The organism is Streptomyces sp. NPDC001315, from assembly GCF_042896175.1.
GTDB lineage: Bacteria > Actinomycetota > Actinomycetes > Streptomycetales > Streptomycetaceae > Streptomyces.
In genome coordinates, this window is the sequence record NZ_JBIAWZ010000006.1 from 230,221 (window position 1) to 246,523 (window position 16,303).

Annotated in this window: 14 protein-coding genes; 8 read left to right on the plus strand and 6 right to left on the minus strand. The window is 72.7% G+C overall.

What is annotated here, in order from left to right; all coding sequences use genetic code 11:
* Positions 1 to 260 precede the first annotated feature (260 nt).
* Positions 261 to 1,262, plus strand: a complete 1,002-nt coding sequence (locus ACFY16_RS19690; protein ID WP_390648611.1) for an O-antigen ligase family protein — start codon at positions 261 to 263, stop codon at positions 1,260 to 1,262.
* 16 nt (positions 1,263 to 1,278) lie between these two features.
* Here the strand turns inward: ACFY16_RS19690 and ACFY16_RS19695 are convergent, their stop codons facing one another.
* Together ACFY16_RS19695 and ACFY16_RS19700 are read right to left on the minus strand one after the other, a co-directional pair.
* Entirely contained in the window at positions 1,279 to 1,824 is a 546-nt protein-coding gene (locus tag ACFY16_RS19695) for a hypothetical protein (protein ID WP_390648395.1), read from the minus strand.
* Positions 1,825 to 1,930: 106 nt separating this feature from the next.
* On the minus strand, positions 1,931 to 2,716 hold the full coding sequence (locus ACFY16_RS19700; protein WP_390648396.1) for a glutamate racemase: 786 nt from the start codon (positions 2,714 to 2,716) through the stop codon (positions 1,931 to 1,933).
* A 39-nt stretch (positions 2,717 to 2,755) separates the two neighbouring features.
* On the opposite strand from ACFY16_RS19700, the gene ACFY16_RS19705 reads away from it, so the two are divergent.
* On the plus strand, positions 2,756 to 3,970 hold the full coding sequence (locus ACFY16_RS19705; protein WP_390648397.1) for a glycosyltransferase: 1,215 nt from the start codon (positions 2,756 to 2,758) through the stop codon (positions 3,968 to 3,970).
* A 9-nt stretch (positions 3,971 to 3,979) separates the two neighbouring features.
* Here the strand turns inward: ACFY16_RS19705 and ACFY16_RS19710 are convergent, their stop codons facing one another.
* On the minus strand, positions 3,980 to 5,251 hold the full coding sequence (locus tag ACFY16_RS19710) for a TerD family protein (protein ID WP_390648612.1): 1,272 nt from the start codon (positions 5,249 to 5,251) through the stop codon (positions 3,980 to 3,982).
* 298 nt (positions 5,252 to 5,549) lie between these two features.
* On the opposite strand from ACFY16_RS19710, the gene ACFY16_RS19715 reads away from it, so the two are divergent.
* Both ACFY16_RS19715 and ACFY16_RS19720 read left to right on the plus strand, forming a co-directional pair.
* Positions 5,550 to 5,987, plus strand: coding sequence for a DUF6643 family protein (locus ACFY16_RS19715; RefSeq protein ID WP_390648398.1), 438 nt, complete (start codon positions 5,550 to 5,552; stop codon positions 5,985 to 5,987).
* A gap of 42 nt (positions 5,988 to 6,029) precedes the next feature.
* On the plus strand, positions 6,030 to 6,851 hold the full coding sequence (locus tag ACFY16_RS19720) for an MOSC domain-containing protein (protein WP_390648399.1): 822 nt from the start codon (positions 6,030 to 6,032) through the stop codon (positions 6,849 to 6,851).
* A 21-nt stretch (positions 6,852 to 6,872) separates the two neighbouring features.
* Here the strand turns inward: ACFY16_RS19720 and ACFY16_RS19725 are convergent, their stop codons facing one another.
* Complete coding sequence (locus ACFY16_RS19725) at positions 6,873 to 7,628, minus strand: nucleotidyltransferase (RefSeq protein WP_390648400.1); 756 nt, start codon at positions 7,626 to 7,628, stop codon at positions 6,873 to 6,875.
* A gap of 194 nt (positions 7,629 to 7,822) precedes the next feature.
* Between ACFY16_RS19725 and ACFY16_RS19730 the strand changes: the two genes are divergently transcribed.
* Positions 7,823 to 8,428, plus strand: coding sequence for a hypothetical protein (locus ACFY16_RS19730; protein ID WP_390648401.1), 606 nt, complete (start codon positions 7,823 to 7,825; stop codon positions 8,426 to 8,428).
* A 125-nt stretch (positions 8,429 to 8,553) separates the two neighbouring features.
* Positions 8,554 to 10,992 (plus strand): right-handed parallel beta-helix repeat-containing protein, encoded by a 2,439-nt coding sequence (locus tag ACFY16_RS19735; RefSeq protein ID WP_390648402.1) that lies wholly within the window; start codon positions 8,554 to 8,556, stop codon positions 10,990 to 10,992.
* Here ACFY16_RS19735 and ACFY16_RS19740 read toward each other — a convergent pair.
* Positions 10,962 to 13,325: a hypothetical protein gene (locus ACFY16_RS19740; protein ID WP_390648403.1), complete on the minus strand. Its 2,364-nt coding sequence runs from the start codon at positions 13,323 to 13,325 to the stop codon at positions 10,962 to 10,964. The two genes, ACFY16_RS19735 and ACFY16_RS19740, sit on opposite strands and share 31 nt — an antisense overlap.
* A gap of 293 nt (positions 13,326 to 13,618) precedes the next feature.
* Here ACFY16_RS19740 and ACFY16_RS19745 point away from each other — a divergent pair, with 293 nt between their 5' ends.
* Together ACFY16_RS19745 and ACFY16_RS19750 are read left to right on the plus strand one after the other, a co-directional pair.
* A complete protein-coding gene (locus ACFY16_RS19745; protein WP_390648404.1) occupies positions 13,619 to 14,449 on the plus strand; it encodes a DeoR/GlpR family DNA-binding transcription regulator in 831 nt (276 codons plus the stop codon).
* Positions 14,450 to 14,524: 75 nt separating this feature from the next.
* Positions 14,525 to 14,995, plus strand: coding sequence for an SRPBCC family protein (locus ACFY16_RS19750; RefSeq protein ID WP_390648405.1), 471 nt, complete (start codon positions 14,525 to 14,527; stop codon positions 14,993 to 14,995).
* A 3-nt stretch (positions 14,996 to 14,998) separates the two neighbouring features.
* On the opposite strand, the gene ACFY16_RS19755 is transcribed toward ACFY16_RS19750, so the two are convergent.
* Positions 14,999 to 16,123 (minus strand): PLP-dependent cysteine synthase family protein, encoded by a 1,125-nt coding sequence (locus ACFY16_RS19755; protein WP_390648406.1) that lies wholly within the window; start codon positions 16,121 to 16,123, stop codon positions 14,999 to 15,001.
* Positions 16,124 to 16,303: the final 180 nt, after the last annotated feature.

A 16,303-nucleotide genomic window follows, 5' to 3' on the forward strand; every position in this document is an offset into this window, starting at 1 on the left:
GGGCGGCGGCGGCCGCCCCGTGCGCTCCTGCCGCATCGTTCCTGCGCAACTCGGCGCAACTCATCCACAAACCGTCCATCAGCCGTTACGGTGTGCCGAAGCCTCAGTGAGCGGCCGGTTGTGGCCGCAACGGCCGGGGTCCGTCACAGGTCGGGGGCGACCGGGTTCGGGGGGACGGGGTGGAGTCCACGGGGAGGACGTCTGCGGCCGGTCCGGCAGCGGACAGCGAAAGACGAAACGTTTCTGACGCGTCGGGCGTGGTGGTGCTCGGGGCCTGCGCCACCTGGTCCCTCACCACGGCCGCCGCGCACGAGGGCCGCCCTGAGGGGATGCTGCTCGCGGTGCTGGCCGTGGCCGCCGGCTATGCCGCGGGACGGATCTTCGGGGCGCTGCTCCCGGTGGCCGCGCCCTGTGCCGGGGCACTGGCCGGGGTGAGCCTGACGGTGGCCGTTCCGCACCTTGCCCCGGGGCCGCAGATCGTCGCGCCGCTGGGGCACCTGGGTGCCACCGCCGCCCTGCTGACCCTCTCGGCCGGGGCCGCGTGCTGTGCCGCCTGGGCAGCACCCGCGCCGGCCCTGCGGCTCACCCTGCGGCTACTGGCCGCCGCGATCATCGTGACCGCGGCCGTCCTCGGTTCGACCACCGGTGTCGTCACCTGCACCGCGGTACTGCTGTGCTCACTCGCCGCGGGCCGTATGCGCCACCGCGGCCGGGGCATCGCGGGACTGGCCCTGGCCGCGGCCCTGGTGACCGGCCTCACCTGGGCGGTCGCCGGGAGCGCGCTGCCGGACGGTCTCTCCGCATCCCTGGAGAATCAGCTCACGTCACACCGGGTCGAGCTGTGGCACGACGCCCTGTACCTCGCGCACCGGGACACCGCGCTGGGCGTGGGCCCAGGCCGTTTCGGGGACCTCAGTGGGGCGGCGGCCCAGTCGACGCCGCCCGACGGAAAACCGCACTCGGCGCCGTTGCAGCAGGCGGCCGAACAGGGCATGGTCGGCGTCGTCCTGCTGGCGGCCGCCTTCTGCTGGGTGCTGTTCGCACTGTGGCGCTCCCCGCGTCCCACACCCGTCGCACTGACCGCGGGCGCGGCGCTGACGGCACTGGCGGCCATCGCCGCGGTGGGCAACGCGCTGAGCTTCACCGCGGTGGCCGTGGGTGCGGGGCTGCTGGCGGGCCTGGCCACGGCCCGGCCGCTCACCTCCGAGCCCGCCCCGAGCGTGACGGACGTACGCACGCGTAGTGACCGGTTGACCCCGTGACGGGAGCCGCGTGCCGTCAGTGCACCGGGCCGTGCGCGTTGAACCGCAGCCGGTCCTGGATGACCCGTACGGCCGCTTCCGCGTCGTCGACGGTGATCGTGAACGTGTGCCCGTCCCACAGCCGCAGCACCACGCCCTCCCCGCGCCGCACAACGACCGCGGTGCCCTTCTCCGGACGCCAGCGGTAGCCCCAGCCGCCCCAGTGGCGCGGGGTGACGACAGGAGCGAAGTCGGCGCCGGCGACATGCGACAGAGGGATGCGGCGGCGCGGCACGCCGATGTGGCCGCAGCGCACCTCGAGGGACTCCTTGTCGAGCTTCAGATCGACGTGCACGAAGGCGATCGTGCCGAAGAGGACGAGCAGGCCGGCCGCGATACAGCCGACGACCGCCATGACGAGCGCGGCAGAGCCCGACGTCCACGCGGAGTCGACCGCCAGTTCGATGCCGAGCGCCATGCAGGCGGCCCCGCCGAGCGCCAGCAGCCACTGGAAGCGGTTGGTGGCGCGCCCGGTCCAGACATCCGGGCGCGCGGCGTTCTCGTCGTGGAGGTGGTCCCTCATATCTATGAGATTACTCAGGTTTCGCTGCGCGGGTACCGCATCGCACAGGGTGACTGCGCCACTTGGGCGTGCGGCGGACCGAAGGCGTCCGATCGGTGACCGTCGGTCACGAGGCGGGGCTGACCACCTGCAACAGCCGCCCTTCGGCGTACGCCAGAGCGGGCGTCGGCAGCGTCCCCTCGCGCCCGCTGAGCAGCACGGTCAGCGAGCCGACCGCCGGGGCCTCGGGGGCGGGGAGCTCACCGATGCGGCGCAGCGCCTGCGCGGCCACGGCACCGGCGGAGCCGTGCAGCACGAGCGGGAGGTGGCCGGGGCGCTGCACGGCGGCCCGGATGCGGTCCGCGACCAGCTCGTAATGGGTGCAGCCCAGGACCACGGTCGTCACTTCCGCGGGCGTCAGCGCGGCGGCCGCGGTGACGGCGGCGTCGATGGCCGCCTCGTCCGCGTGTTCCACGGCCTCGGCGAGTCCCCAGCACGGCACCTCGGTGACGGCCACGCCGTCGGCGAAGTCCCGGATGAGCCCCCGCTGGTAGGGGCTGCCGGTGGTGGCGGGCGTGGCCCAGATCGCGACGGGCCCACCGCCGGCCGCGGCCGGCTTGATCGCAGGGACCGTTCCGACGACCGGCACACCGGGTTCGAGGCGGGCGCGCAGTGCGTCCAGGGCGTGCACGGTGGCGGTGTTGCAGCCGACGATGAGGGCGTCCGGCCGGTGGGCTGCGGCAGCCTCCGCGACGGCCACGGCGCGCTCGGTGAGGTCCTGCGGAGTCCGCGGTCCCCAGGGCATGCCATCGGGGTCCAGGGAGAGGACCAGATCCGCGTCGGGTCGAAGGCGCCGTACCGCGGCGGTGGCCGCCAGCAGGCCGATTCCGGAGTCCATGAGCGCGATCTTCACCCGGCCACGATAGACGATGGGCCCCTGCGCACCGGCGCGGTGGGGCAGACTGCGCGGGTGAGCGCCATCGTGTGGACCTCCGCCGCTTCCCTCGCCGCCTGGCTGTGGCTGCTGCTCTTCCAGGGCTTCTTCTGGCGCACGGACGTCAGGCTGCCGCCGCGGGAGGATCCGCGGCCGTGGCCGTCCGTCTGCGTCGTCGTGCCGGCGCGCGACGAGGCGGCCGTCCTGCCGGCGAGCCTGCCGTCGCTGCTCGCCCAGGACTATCCGGGCCGGGTGGAGGTCTTCCTCGTCGACGACGGCAGTTCAGACGGCACCGGGGCACTGGCGCGCGAGCTGGCGGAGCGGCACGGTGGGCTGCCGCTCACCGTGGGCTCGCCGGGCGAACCGCCCGCGGGCTGGACCGGCAAGCTCTGGGCGGTGCGCCACGGTATCGGCCTGGCACGCGCGCGTGACCCCGAGTACCTGCTCCTGACGGACGCCGACATCGCCCACGCCCCGGACAGTCTGCGCCGACTCGTGGCCGCGGCCCGCACCGGAGACTTCGACGTCGTCTCGCAGATGGCCCGGCTGCGGGTGGAGAGCCCGTGGGAGCGGCTCGTGGTGCCCGCCTTCGTCTACTTCTTCGCTCAGCTGTATCCGTTCCGCCGGATCAGCAAGAAGAACAAGGAGAACAAGAAGAAGGGGACACGGACGGCGGCCGCTGCGGGCGGCTGCGTGCTGCTTCGCGCCGACGCGGCGGAGCGGGCCCGGATCCCGGACGCCATCCGGCACGCCGTCATCGACGACGTCGCGCTCGCGCGGGCCGTCAAGAAAGCCGGCGGCCGCGTCTGGCTCGGGCTGGCCGACGCCGTGAACAGCGTGCGTCCCTATCCGCGACTGCACGACCTGTGGCGGATGGTCTCGCGCAGCGCGTACGCACAGCTGCGCCACAACCCCCTGCTCCTGGCGGGAACGGTCGCCGGACTGGCACTGGTGTACCTGGTGCCGCCCGTGGCGCTGTTCGCGGGTGCGGCGACGGGCAGCGCCACGGCCACCGGTCTCGGCGCCGCGGCCTGGCTGGTGATGGCGGGGACGTACGTACCGATGCTCCGCTACTACCGTCAGCCGCTGTGGCTCGCTCCCCTGCTGCCGTTCACCGCGTTCCTGTACCTCCTGATGACGGTCGATTCCGCCGTGCAGCACTACCGGGGGCGTGGTGCGGCCTGGAAGGGCCGCACCTACACGCGTCCGGACGCCGTCCCCGACGAGGGCTGATCCCGCTGCCTACTTCCGGCCCGGAGTCCAGTTCATGCCCCATCCGTAGGTGTGATCGACGGTCCGCTGCGGGCTCACCCCACGCTCGGGCACCAGGTAGCGGGCCTCGCGCTGGACGACGAGATCGCCGCCGTTGTTGGTGATGAGCGCGAGCGCGCACACCGTGGAGGGGACGGTGCACTCGTCGAGGGCGAAGTCGATCGGGGCCCCGTACTGGGGCGTGAGGGTGACCGTGGCGTGCAGGTCCGCGAAGGAGCGGGCGCCCTCGTAGATCGTCACGAAGACGAGGATGCGCCGGAAGTCCCGCGTGTGGTCGAGATTGATCGTGAGGTTCTCGCCGCTGGCCACGGCCCCGGTGCGGTCGTCGCCGTCGAGGTGGATGTACGGCGGCTGGTGCAGGGCTCCGAACGCGTTGCCGAGGGCCTGTACGACTCCCTTGCGGCCGTCGGCGAGTTCGAACAGGGCGCACAGGTCGAGGTCGAGGTCCGCGTGCAGGGCGACTGCCCGGCCGCGCTTGCTGCCCCAGCCCGAGAACTGCTTGCGCACCTCCCAGTTGAGGTTCACGCGCATGGCACCCGAGGTGCCGCCCTGTTTGGTCAGTGAGACCGACGGGGCGGCCTTCGTGAGGGTGACCTTGGTCAGGCGGACGGGTTGAGCCGGCGGCGCCTGGGGCGGCGGGGCGTGGCGGACCGGTGGCGGCACCGTCACCGGAGGGGCGACCGGCGGGGCGGCGACCGGGTCCGGTGCCGGCGAGGTGTGCTGGGGCTCGTCCACGGCGATACCGAAGTCCGTCGCCAAGCCCTCCAGTCCACTGCCGTAGCCCTGACCGACGGCACGGAATTTCCAGGCGCCCTGACGGCGGTAGAACTCCCCCAGCACGAACGCCGTTTCGACGGTCGCGCCCGTGCTGTCGAAGCGGGCGACGACCGTACCCTGCGCCGCGTCCCGGACCTCGATGTACAGGTCCGGGATCTGCCCGAACGTTCCGCCGTCCGCGGAAGCGGCGAGCACCACGGTCTCGACGGCGGGCTCCACGCGCGCGAGGTCGACCAGCAGGGTGTCGGTCACCCGGCCGCCGTCGTCCCGCTTCCCCTCGTGCCGGACGGCGCCCGACGAGTGCACCGGCTGGTTGTAGAAGACGAAGTCGCCGTCGGAACGGACCTTTCCGCCCACCAGCAGCAGCGCCGAGGCGTCCGCGTCGGGCACGCCGGGGCCGGCACGCCAGCCCAATTCGACGCGCAGCGCCGTAGTCGGCACCGGCGCATTCGACCCTTTCGACATTGACATGTCCGCCCCCATCACCAGTCACCGCACCGGGCCGCGTCCCGGCACTCCATTGGGTTGCCTACAGGGTCAACCTATTCCGGCCTACAGCGAACTCCCACGAGCAGCACAGGAACACGCGAGGTCAACCGCCGGTAACCCGCCCGGAACTCGGCCTTTACACGATCAGAACGGTGATCGGCGCCCTTTTTTGCCAAGTTCGCTCGCATTGGGGATCCCCGGTCACTCCGGACACGGAAAACAACCCTCTTATCGGTCTCCCCAACCAGCACATCGTGGGCTTAACTTATGTGCCATGACCTCCCCCCGCTCCACCTATGGCGGCGGCTACTACTCCGCCTCCTTCCCGGACACTCCGATCTACGACTCGCTCGTGGCCGAGCGGGGCACCCCGCAGATCGCCCCGATCCGGGTCCCCGCCGCCTACGACACGGGCAGCCACCTCCCCGCGCTCCCGTCGGCGCTGCCCGCCCTCCCGGCGGCCCCGTCCCAGCCCTCCTACGGCTACCCGCAGGCCCAGCAGCCCTCCCCGCTGCAACAGGCGCCCACGGCGTACATCCCGCAGCAGGCCGCCGCGCCGCGCGGCTACCCCGGTCCGCAGGCGCAGCAGCAGCCCCGGCCGGGCCAGCCCGGCATGGGCTACGAGGCGATGCGCCCCGCGGCTCCCCGGCCCGCCCCGGCTCCCTACCAGGAGCCGTACAACAACCAGCAGCAGTACCGCGGCGGCTACTGATCCGTCCTCGGGTTGTCCGTGCCGCCTGGCACGATGGAACCCATGGGGAATACGGAACTGCAGTCGATCCACGTTCATCCGGTCAAGGCGTTCCGGAGCCTGTCGCTCCGGGAAGCCGTCGTGGAGCCCTGGGGGCTGGCCGGAGATCGACGCTGGGTGCTGATCGACGACGGGGGAAAGGTCGTCACGCAACGCCAGCAGCCGCGCCTCGCGCTGGCCGCCGCCGAGCTCGTGCCCGGCGGCGTTCGGCTGTCCGCGCCCGGCCTCGACCCGCTGACCGTGCCGGTCCCGGAGCCGGCCGGCACGGTGACGGTGGAGATCTTCCGCGACAAGGTCGAGGGGGTCCTGGCGGACACCGCCGCGCACGCCTGGTGCAGCGCCCACCTCGGCGCCGACGTGCGTCTCGTGCACATGGACGAGCCCGCCACGCGCCGTCCCGTCGACCCCGACTTCGCGCTGCCCGGGGAGACCGTCTCCTTCGCTGACGGCTACCCGCTGCTGGTCACCACGACCGCCTCCCTCGAAGCCCTCAACTCGCTGATCGCGCAGGGCCGGCACGCGGCCGAGGGACCGCTGCCCATGAACCGCTTCCGGCCGAACGCGGTGGTGTCGGGCGCCACCCCGTGGGCCGAGGACGACTGGTCGCGCATCGCCATCGGCGAGGTCACCTTCCGCGTCGCCAAGATGTGCGGCCGCTGCGTGGTGACCACGACCGACCAGACCACCGCCGGCCGGGGCAAGGAGCCCCTGTACACGCTCGGCCGCCACCGCCGCATCGACGGCAAACTGGTCTTCGGCCAGAATCTGGTCCCGCAGTCCCGCGGCACCATCCGGGTCGGCGACCCGGTGAGGATCCTCGAGTAGCCCGGTGCCGGACGGCCCTCGTCAGGGGCTGCCGCCCGTCAGCACGCGCTCGATGGCGGGGACGAGGAAGGCTCGCGTCAGCTCGGCCCGACGGACCTGCCACTGCTCGGACGCGGGCTCAGGGCTGCCGTAGCGGCGTTGCCGGATGTCGTTCACCACGTCCGATGGGGCGCTCAGGCCGGTCAGTACGTCGAGGGCCTCCGCCTTGGTGATCAGCGCGCCGGTCCGCAGCGTCACGCTCGCCCGCGCGAGCGTGAGCAGGCCGAGGTCGACCCAGATGTCACGCAGCCATCGCTCCGGGTGGTCCAGAGCCGGACGCCAGAAGTGCGCCAGGTCCGCGGCGACGAAGTCGGCGAGCTGCCGGTCGGTGACCGGCGGCAGGAGCTCCGCCGGCGGTGGGCCGTGCAGGACCTTCCCGAAGTCGTGCAGCTCGCGGCGGGTCACCGGGGTGACGGGACGGTGCAGCAACTCCTCGTGCGCCCACGTGAGGTGTGTGCCGGTGAGGTCGTCCCACTCGTCGGCCGCGACATAGCTGCAGTGCAGCTTCGCCGCCAAGGGGTGGGTGACCGTCAGGTTCTCGTGCACCTCGACGAGCCGCGCCTCCTGCGCGGGCGCAGAACGGCGTTCGACGACGGCGATCAGGTCGAGGTCGCTGCGCCCCGGCTGGTAGTCACCTCCCGCCAGCGAGCCGTGCGCCCACACACAGACCAGCGACGGCATGGGCACGACGGCCTCGAGGAACCGGTCGAGCAGTTGACGGGTCGACGCATCTGTCACGCCACCAGTCTGCTGCGCCCGGCCGGTCCCCGGGCACGGTCCGGGAACCCTCCGCCGGGATCCGCTCGTTGGGATTTCGTGAGGAGTTCATGAGAGGTCCCGGTCAGAGGTGATTTCGCTCTCTCTTTGGCCGGGCTCGCGCGTGAACGGCTCCGCGCGGGGTTATCACGGAGCGGGAAGGGGGGTGCGGGACGGTGCGAGCGATCGGCGGACTCTGGCGTTGGCGGCACAATCCGCTGCGCCGCGGAACCGACCTGGTCGAGGCCTGGGTGGCTCTCGTGGCCCTGCTACTCATCCTGGTCGTCGCGCCCGTGATCGGATCCGTTGTCGGCGGCGTGGCCCAGGACGCCCTTCAGCGGTCGGTCCGTGACCAGCGCGCGACGCGGCACGAGGTGACGGCCACCGTGGTCCGCGAGTTGGCCCACTCCCCACTGGAGACCGATCCCGACACCTCCGGCCTGCGGGACGCCCGCAGTCGCGTGGTCGCCGACTGGAAGGCGCCGGACGGCACCGCGCACCACGGCCCGGCCACGGCAAGCCTCAACACCCCGCACAGCGGCGACCACTTCACGATATGGACGGACACACACGGCAACATCGTGGCCCGCCCCCTGGACTCCGCGACGGCGACGACGCACGCCGTCCTCGCCGGGTTCGGCGCGGCCATGCTCACCGCGGGTCTCGTCGAGGGCGGCAGACGGCTGATCGTCTGGCGCATGGTCCGCGGCCGGTATGCCCGTTGGGACCAGGCCTGGGACCGTGCGGGCCCGGACTGGGGCCGGACCGGCACCGGCAGCTGACGGCCCTTCGTCCAGCTGACGGCCTTCCGCCTCTGGTCAACCCACCGTCCGCGCGCACGCTACGGTGGACCGGCCGGGTCTTCGGCATCAACCCGCGTACGACGAGGTGGGGGCACAGCAACGCCATGGCACAGGGCACGGTCCAGGTGACGCACACCGGCACATCGAGGTGGCGGCGCCGCACGGGTGAGTACGCGTCGCTCGCCGCCGCCCTGGAGGCCGCGGCCGAGGGTGACGTCCTCACCATCGCCCCGGGCACCTACCGAGAGAACCTCGTCGTCGAGCGGGCGGTGACCCTGCGCGGTCCCGAGGGTTCCCCCGGCTCGGTGCGGATCGCGCCGCCGGACGGAGTGCCGCTGACCGTGCGCGCCTCGGCGGTGATCCAGGACCTGCACGTGGAGGGCCAGGACGCGGCCGCGCCGGCGCTGCTGGTCGAGGACGGCACCCCCGAGCTGAGGGATGTCCGTGTCGTCACCCGGTCCGCGGCCGGTATCGAAGTGCGCGGGGGCGCCCGGCCGACCGTGCGGCGCTGCACCGTCGACAACCCGGCGGGCATCGGCATCGCCGTGGTCGACGGCGGCGGTGGGGTGTTCGAGGACTGCGAGGTCGTCGCGGCGGGCCAGTCGGGCGTGGCGGTGCGCGGGGGCGGCCGTCCACGGCTGGAGCGCTGCCGGGTCCACCACACCTCGGGCGCGGGACTGAGCGCGACCGGCGACAACTCCGCGCTGGAGGCGGTGGGGTGCGAGGTGTACGAGGTGCGGGGCAGCGGCGTGCAGATCACCGCCCGGGCCACCGCCCATCTCACGGACTGCGATGTGCACCGTACCGCGGCCGACGGCGTCACCCTGGACACCGACGCCGTGCTGACACTCGCCGACTGCCGTATCCACGACATCCCCGAGAACGCGGTCGACCTGCGCTCCCGTTCGGTGCTGACGCTGACCCGCACGACGGTGCGTCAGTTCGGGCGCAACGGACTGTCCGTGTGGGACCCGGGCACCCGCGTGGACGCCAACCAGTGCGAGATCTTCGACAGCACCGGCGACTACCCGGCCGTATGGGTCAGTGACGGCGCCACCGCGGTCCTCGACTCCTGCCGGGTGCACGACGTGCCGGACGCCCTGTTCGTCCTCGACCGCGGCTCGCGCGCGGACGTCGTCGACAGCGACCTCTCCCAGGTCCGCAACACCGCCGTGTCGGTGAGCGACGGCGCCACCGCGCAGCTCGACGACTGCCGCATCCGGGACGCCGCGACCGGGGCCTGGTTCCGTGACCACGGAAGCGGCGGCACCCTCAGCAACTGCACGCTGGACGGCACGCAGACCGGCGTGATCGTCACCAAGGGCGCCGACCCCACCATCGAGCGGTGCACCGTCGACTCCCCGGCGGAAGCCGGCTTCTACGTCTCGGCCGGCGGCCGCGGCAGCTTCCTGGGCTGCCGGGTCACGGGCAGCGCCGGCTACGGCTTCCATGTGCTCGACGGCTGCCGTACGACGCTGAAGAAGTGCCGTACGGAGCGCTGCGCGCGCGGCGGTTACGAGTTCGCGGAGGGCGGCCCGGACTCCGCGTCCGGCTCGGGCCCCGTGGTCGAGGACTGCACGAGCGACGAGAGCGCGAGCGTGCGGACACCAGCGGCGCGGGAGCCACTCACGCAGACAGCGGACCGGTCCCCGGGGCTGCTCGGCGCGATCCCCGGACAGCGCGTCACCGAGCAGGAGCCGATCGTCCCCGCCGCGGAGCCGGAGAAGGAGGCACGCACCTCGAAGGCGGTCCTCGGTGAACTCGACGCGCTGGTGGGCCTGGACAGCGTCAAGCGCGAGGTGCGGGCCCTCACCGACATGATCGAGGTGGGCCGGCGCCGGCAGCAGGCGGGACTGAAGGCGGCCTCCGTCAAGCGCCACCTGGTGTTCACGGGCTCCCCCGGCACCGGCAAGACGACGGTCGCCCGCCTCTACGGCGAGATCCTCGCCTCCCTCGGCGTGCTGGAGAAGGGCCACCTGGTGGAGGTGTCCCGCGTCGACCTGGTCGGCGAGCACATCGGTTCCACGGCGATCCGCACCCAGGAGGCCTTCGAACGGGCGCGCGGTGGTGTGCTGTTCATCGACGAGGCGTACGCGCTCTCCCCGGAGGACTCCGGCCGGGACTTCGGCAAGGAGGCCATCGACACGCTCGTGAAGCTGATGGAGGACCACCGGGACGCGGTGGTGGTGATCGTCGCGGGCTACACGGCCGAGATGGAACGCTTCCTTTCCATCAACCCCGGCGTCGCGTCCCGCTTCTCCCGGACCATCACCTTCAGTGACTACGGCCCCGAGGAGTTGCTGCGGATCGTGGAGCAGCAGGCCGATGAGCACGAGTACCGGCTGGCGCCCGGCACGGCGGAAGCCCTGCTGAAGTACTTCACGGCGATCCCCAAGGGCCCCGCCTTCGGCAACGGCCGCACCGCCCGCCAGACCTTCGAGGCGATGGTGGAACGGCACGCGGGCCGGGTCGCCCAGGTCGCGGAGCCGAGCACGGACGACCTGACTCTGCTCTACGCCGAGGACCTGCCCGAACTGTCCTGAGGCTCGCCACCCGGGCGGCGCGGCCCCGGCATCTCCGGCCGCAACCTGCCCAGCAGCCTCTCCCGTTCCTCGGCGAACGCCGGGTCCGCCTGGTAGTCGGAGTGTCCGAGGATCGGGGCCGGGAGCGGGTGCCGGTCGGTGCGGCCGTATGCCCTGGGGTCCTTGAGTGGCTCGCGGTCCACCTCGGGGCCGCAGCCGCCGGGCAGGCGGACCGGGCCGCCGATGGGGTCGGTGAGGCGGTGCAGGTTGCGCCAGCAGGCGACCTGACGGTGCAGTGAGCTGAGCGCGGCCGGTCCGAAGTGGGCCGGGAACCAGCGGCCGTAGAGGCGCTCCAGCGGGGAGCCGTAGGTCAGCAGCGCGACCCGCTTGCGCTCGGACGGCTTCAGCTGCCAGACCGCGGCTGCCGCGAGCACGCTGCCCTGGGAGTGCCCGGAGATCACCAGGCGGCCGCCCGTGTCGCGGGTCCAGGTGGCCATCCGCCAGGTCAGATCGGGTACGGCGCGCTCGGCGTAGCAGGGCGGGGCGAAGGGGTGGGCGGCGCGCGGCCAGAAGGTGCCGATGTCCCACAGGATGCCGATGGTGCGCCGCGCGGAGGCGTCCTTGTAGGCGCGCCGGCCCCAGGTGACGAAGAGTGCGAAGCCGAGTCCGATCAGCCAGGAGCCGAGTGCCTGGGCGGTGTCGGCGGCGCCTTGTACGAAGGGGGGTGAGCCGTGCGCCGCGCCGGCCGGTGTCTTCTCGGTGGTCAGGGCGCCGACGAGCGCGGCGGCCCCCAGGACCAGCATCATGGTGGCGGCCACGGCGACGACGAGGGGACCTCGGTCGGTGAGGGCGGCCATGGCGCGGGCGTTCGCGATCCGGCGGCTGCGCGCCGGGTCCTTGGCTTCCCCCGGGTAGTCGCGGTCGACCGCGTCCAGTCCGGCGTGGCGCAGCCGCCAGGTGCTCCGCCCCAGCAGGACGCACAGCACGAGCAGGACGACGAGCAGCGGCGGGATGGCGGACGCCTGCCAGGTCAGCAGGGCCGGCGGGCCGGCGATCGTGGCTCCGGTGCCGTCCAGCCAGTCGGCGACGCGCTGGGACACACCGCCGGACATCACGCCGCCGAGAGCGCAGGCCAGCATCGCGACGGCGGGTCCGCCGAGGCCGCGCATCGCGGCCCGCGGGGCGGGTCTGGCGCGGTGCAGGAGGTGGGCGACCACGGCGAGGGCGATGACGAGGAGTCCCTGGACCAGGGCGATGCCACCGAAGGTCGCGTCGCCGGGCAGCCGCCCGTGCGACCGCCAGTGCGGGCGCTCCCAGCCGGCGTACAGCAGGGCGAGGGCGAGCAGCGTGAGGGCGGCCAGCGGCAGACGGCGCACGAGGCGCTCGTCGAGCTCACCGTCGAGGCGTCGCTCGCTGCGGCCCCGTCGGCAGACCACCCACAGCACGGCGACCGCCCCGGTCACCAGCGCCCCGTCCAGGAGTCGGCCCAGCGCGTCCAGGGCGGCCGGCCCGCCCGGACCGCGGTCGAAACCGGCGGCCGGAATGCCCACCGCCGCGGCGACCGTGAGCAGGCCGGCGGCGGTGTGCGCGGCACGCAGCCGGGCCCCCAGACGGCGCCCGTACCAGAAGCCGGGCCGGCCCAGTGCGGTGCGGCCGGTCTCCTCCTCGGGCTCGGGGGCACGGACGGGGGGCTGCTGGGACTCGTACGCGCTCCAGGTGCGGTGGGAGAGGTACCACAGCAGGCCGATGAGGGCGGCGGGCAGCACGGAGGCGAGGGCGAGTCTTCGGCCGGGGCGGCTCCACCAGCCTCCGCCCGAAACGGTCGGCGCCAGGAAGCCCAGCCAGGAGTGCCGCTGGGCGCAGGCGTGCGTGCCCGCGCACTGCCAGGCCGCGAGGTCCAGGGCGACCTCGCAGGCGGCCGCGACCAGCAGCACGGTCAAGGTCAGCCCCGCGAGCCGGACCAGCAGCCCGTACAGGCGCACCGTGCGCGTGCGGCCCCGCGTGCCGGGGCGCATCCAGTGGGCGAGGTTGACCACCATGAACGGCAGCAGCAACAGCCACAGTGCGCGCGTGCCGTTGCCGGAGGTGAGGTTGGACCAGACGTAGGCCTCGGGCACCGGCCCGCTCCGGTGGTCGCCCGGGCCGGACTCCGCGTCGACGTCGTCGGCGCGCCGGTACACCGCGGCCGTGTCGTCACCGGTGATCCGCACCGTGCACGGATCGTTCAGCATCTTCTCGGGCGTCGCGCCGCCCACACCGTGGACCAGGAGCTCCAGGGCGACGCCCGCCGCTGCGGGCTGTGCGGCGGAGGCGGTCGCCCCGTCGGCAGAGGCATGTTCCTGCGCACGTTCCACTGTTCGCACATCCCCCGTGACACACCGTCGGCAGCTGTCCGTGCGGGCACAAGGATGTCCGCTCCGGGCGTGGCGTACACCTGCTGTCACGGAATCTCCCCGATACGTGTGACGACCGGGGCGGGCCCCACGCACCTGGATGGCATGCGCGCGTCGGGACGGGCAGTGGCACGACCCGCGCCGCCACGTGCGAGGATGGGACGCCCGCGCACGGTGGACGGGGGGAGAATGTCCTCGTCGGACCGGGTATGCGGGCCTGTTGGACGGCTGAGGTGAAAGGAACCGGAGCGTACGTGAGTGAGAATCAGAACCTCCTCGCGGAGCAGCGGCGCGCCCTGATCCTGGACGAGGTCCGGCGCCGTGGCGGGGTCCGGGTCAACGAGCTGACCCGCAAGCTCGGCGTGTCGGACATGACGGTGCGCCGTGACCTGGACGCGCTCGCCCGGCAGGGCGTCGTGGAGAAGGTGCACGGCGGCGCGGTCCCGGTGGTCGAGGCGAGCACGCACGAGCCGGGTTTCGAGGCGAAGTCTGGTCTGGAGCTGAGCGCCAAGGAGGACATCGCGCGCGCGGCGGCCCAGTTGGTGGCACCCGGTTCGGCTATCGCGCTGTCGGGCGGCACGACGACGTACGCGCTGGCACACCAACTGGTGGACGTGCAGGACCTCACGGTGGTGACCAACTCGGTACGGGTGGCGGACGTCTTCCACGTGGCACAACGCACCTCGGGCCAGCGGCAGGGCGCTGCGACGGTGGTTCTGACCGGCGGGGTGCGCACCCCGTCGGACTCGCTCGTGGGGCCGGTGGCCGACCAGGCGATCGCGGCGCTCCATTTCGACGTGTTGTTCCTCGGTGTGCACGGGATATCGGTCGAGGCGGGCCTGTCGACGCCGAACCTGGCGGAGGCCGAGACGAATCGGCGCCTGGTGCAGTCGGCGCGGCGGGTCGTCGTGGTCGCCGACCACACCAAGTGGGGCACCGTGGGCCTGAGTTCGTTCGCGGCGCTGGAGCAGGTCGACACCTGGGTGACCGACGCCGGGCTGCCGGCCCGGGTGCGCGCGGAGATCGCGGAGCACGTACGGCGGCTGGTGGTGGCGGGCGAGCCCGGCGAGGGCGCAGACATCTGACGGGGCGCCAGCTATGGTGGCTCTGTTCGCGCAACCACCCACTTCCTCCTGCCTGTTGACAAGGAGGGCTCCTCGATGACTCGCCGTCTGCGCCCGATGGGGCTCGACTTCGTCGAGACCGCGCCCATCCGTCTGGTCTTCGCGCACGAGATCGCCGCCGCTCCCGAGCCCGTCTTCCGGGCGCTCGCCGACGACGTGCCCGGCTGGACCTCGTGGTTCTCGGCGGTGACGCTCGCCCGTCCGACCGACGACGGGGCGGGACGCGAGATCTGGCTCCGGGGCGGCGTCCGCTTCGAGGAAACGATCCTCGCCGCGAAGGGCCCCGAGGTGTACGCCTACCGCGTGGACGTGACCAACGCGCCGGGCGCACGGGCGCTGGTCGAGGAGTGGCGGCTGACGCCGGCGGGCACCGGGACGCGCGTGCGGTGGACCTTCACCGCCGACGGGACGACAGCGTTCCGGTTCGTTCTGCGGCTGGCCCGGCCGGGTCTCGGGCGGGCCTTCAGGGCCGCGGTCACTTCGCTGGACCGGCGGCTGGCGGGGTAGCGCTCAGTCCGGCCACACGCCCGTCGCCAGCAGCGACTCGATCGCCGTCCCGTACGGCGCGATGTCCAGGCCCTGTTCGGCCAGCCACGCGTCCGAGTAGTACTTGTCGAGGTAGCGGTCCCCGGGGTCGCACAGCAGCGTCACCACGCTCCCCCGGCGCCCCTGGGCCACCATTTCGGCGACGATCTTCAGGGCGCTCCACAGCCCGGTCCCCGTGGAGCCGCCCGCCTTGCGGCCGATGGCCCGCTCCAGCGCCCGTACGGCGGCGACGCTCGCCGCGTCGGGGACCTTCATCATGCGGTCGATCGCGCCCGGCACGAAGCTCGGTTCCATACGGGGGCGGCCGATGCCCTCGATACGGGAGCCGCAGTCGCAGGTGACGTCCGGATCGCCGGTGGTCCAGCCCTCGAAGAAGCAGGAGTTCTCCGGGTCGGCGACGCAGATGCGGGTGTCGTACTGCATGTAGTGGACGTAGCGCGCGAGGGTCGCCGAGGTGCCGCCGGTGCCGGCCGTGGCGACGATCCACGCGGGCTCCGGGAACCGTTCCAACTCCAGCTGACGGAAGATCGATTCGGCGATGTTGTTGTTGCCGCGCCAGTCCGTGGCCCGTTCGGCGTAGGTGAACTGGTCCATGTAGTGGCCGCCGGTCTCCACCGCGAGGCGGGCGGACTCCTCGTACATCCTGCGCGAGTCGTCGACGAAGTGGCACCGCCCGCCGTGGAACTCGATGAGGCGGCACTTCTCGGCGCTCGTCGTGCGTGGCATGACGGCGATGAACGGCACGCCGATCAGCCCCGCGAAGTACGCCTCGGAGACGGCCGTCGAGCCGCTGGACGCCTCGATCACCGGGCGGCCCGGCCGGATCCAGCCGTTGCACAGACCGTAGAGGAAGAGCGAGCGGGCGAGCCGGTGCTTGAGGCTGCCGGTCGGGTGGGTCGACTCGTCCTTGAGATAGAGGTCGATGCCCCACTGCTCCGGCAACGGGAAGCGCAGCAGGTGCGTGTCGGCCGAGCGGTTGGCGTCCGCCTGGACCTTGCGGACGGCCTCTTTCAGCCAGTCACGGTAGACGGCGTCGCTACGGTCGACGTCGAGGGTCTCACCGGTCCAGCTCTGCTGAGTGGTGCTCACGGCGGTGCTCCTTACGCTCCACGCCGACGGCGCGTCGCGCGGTCGACGCCTCGATCATAGGCACCTTCCGCACCACTTCTCACCTGCATAAACACACCTTTGAGCAGCCCAAAGGACGCCTGGGGCACGGGCGTACGAGCCACGATGGCGGATACCGGGGGGCGCATTCACGCGAGTGCT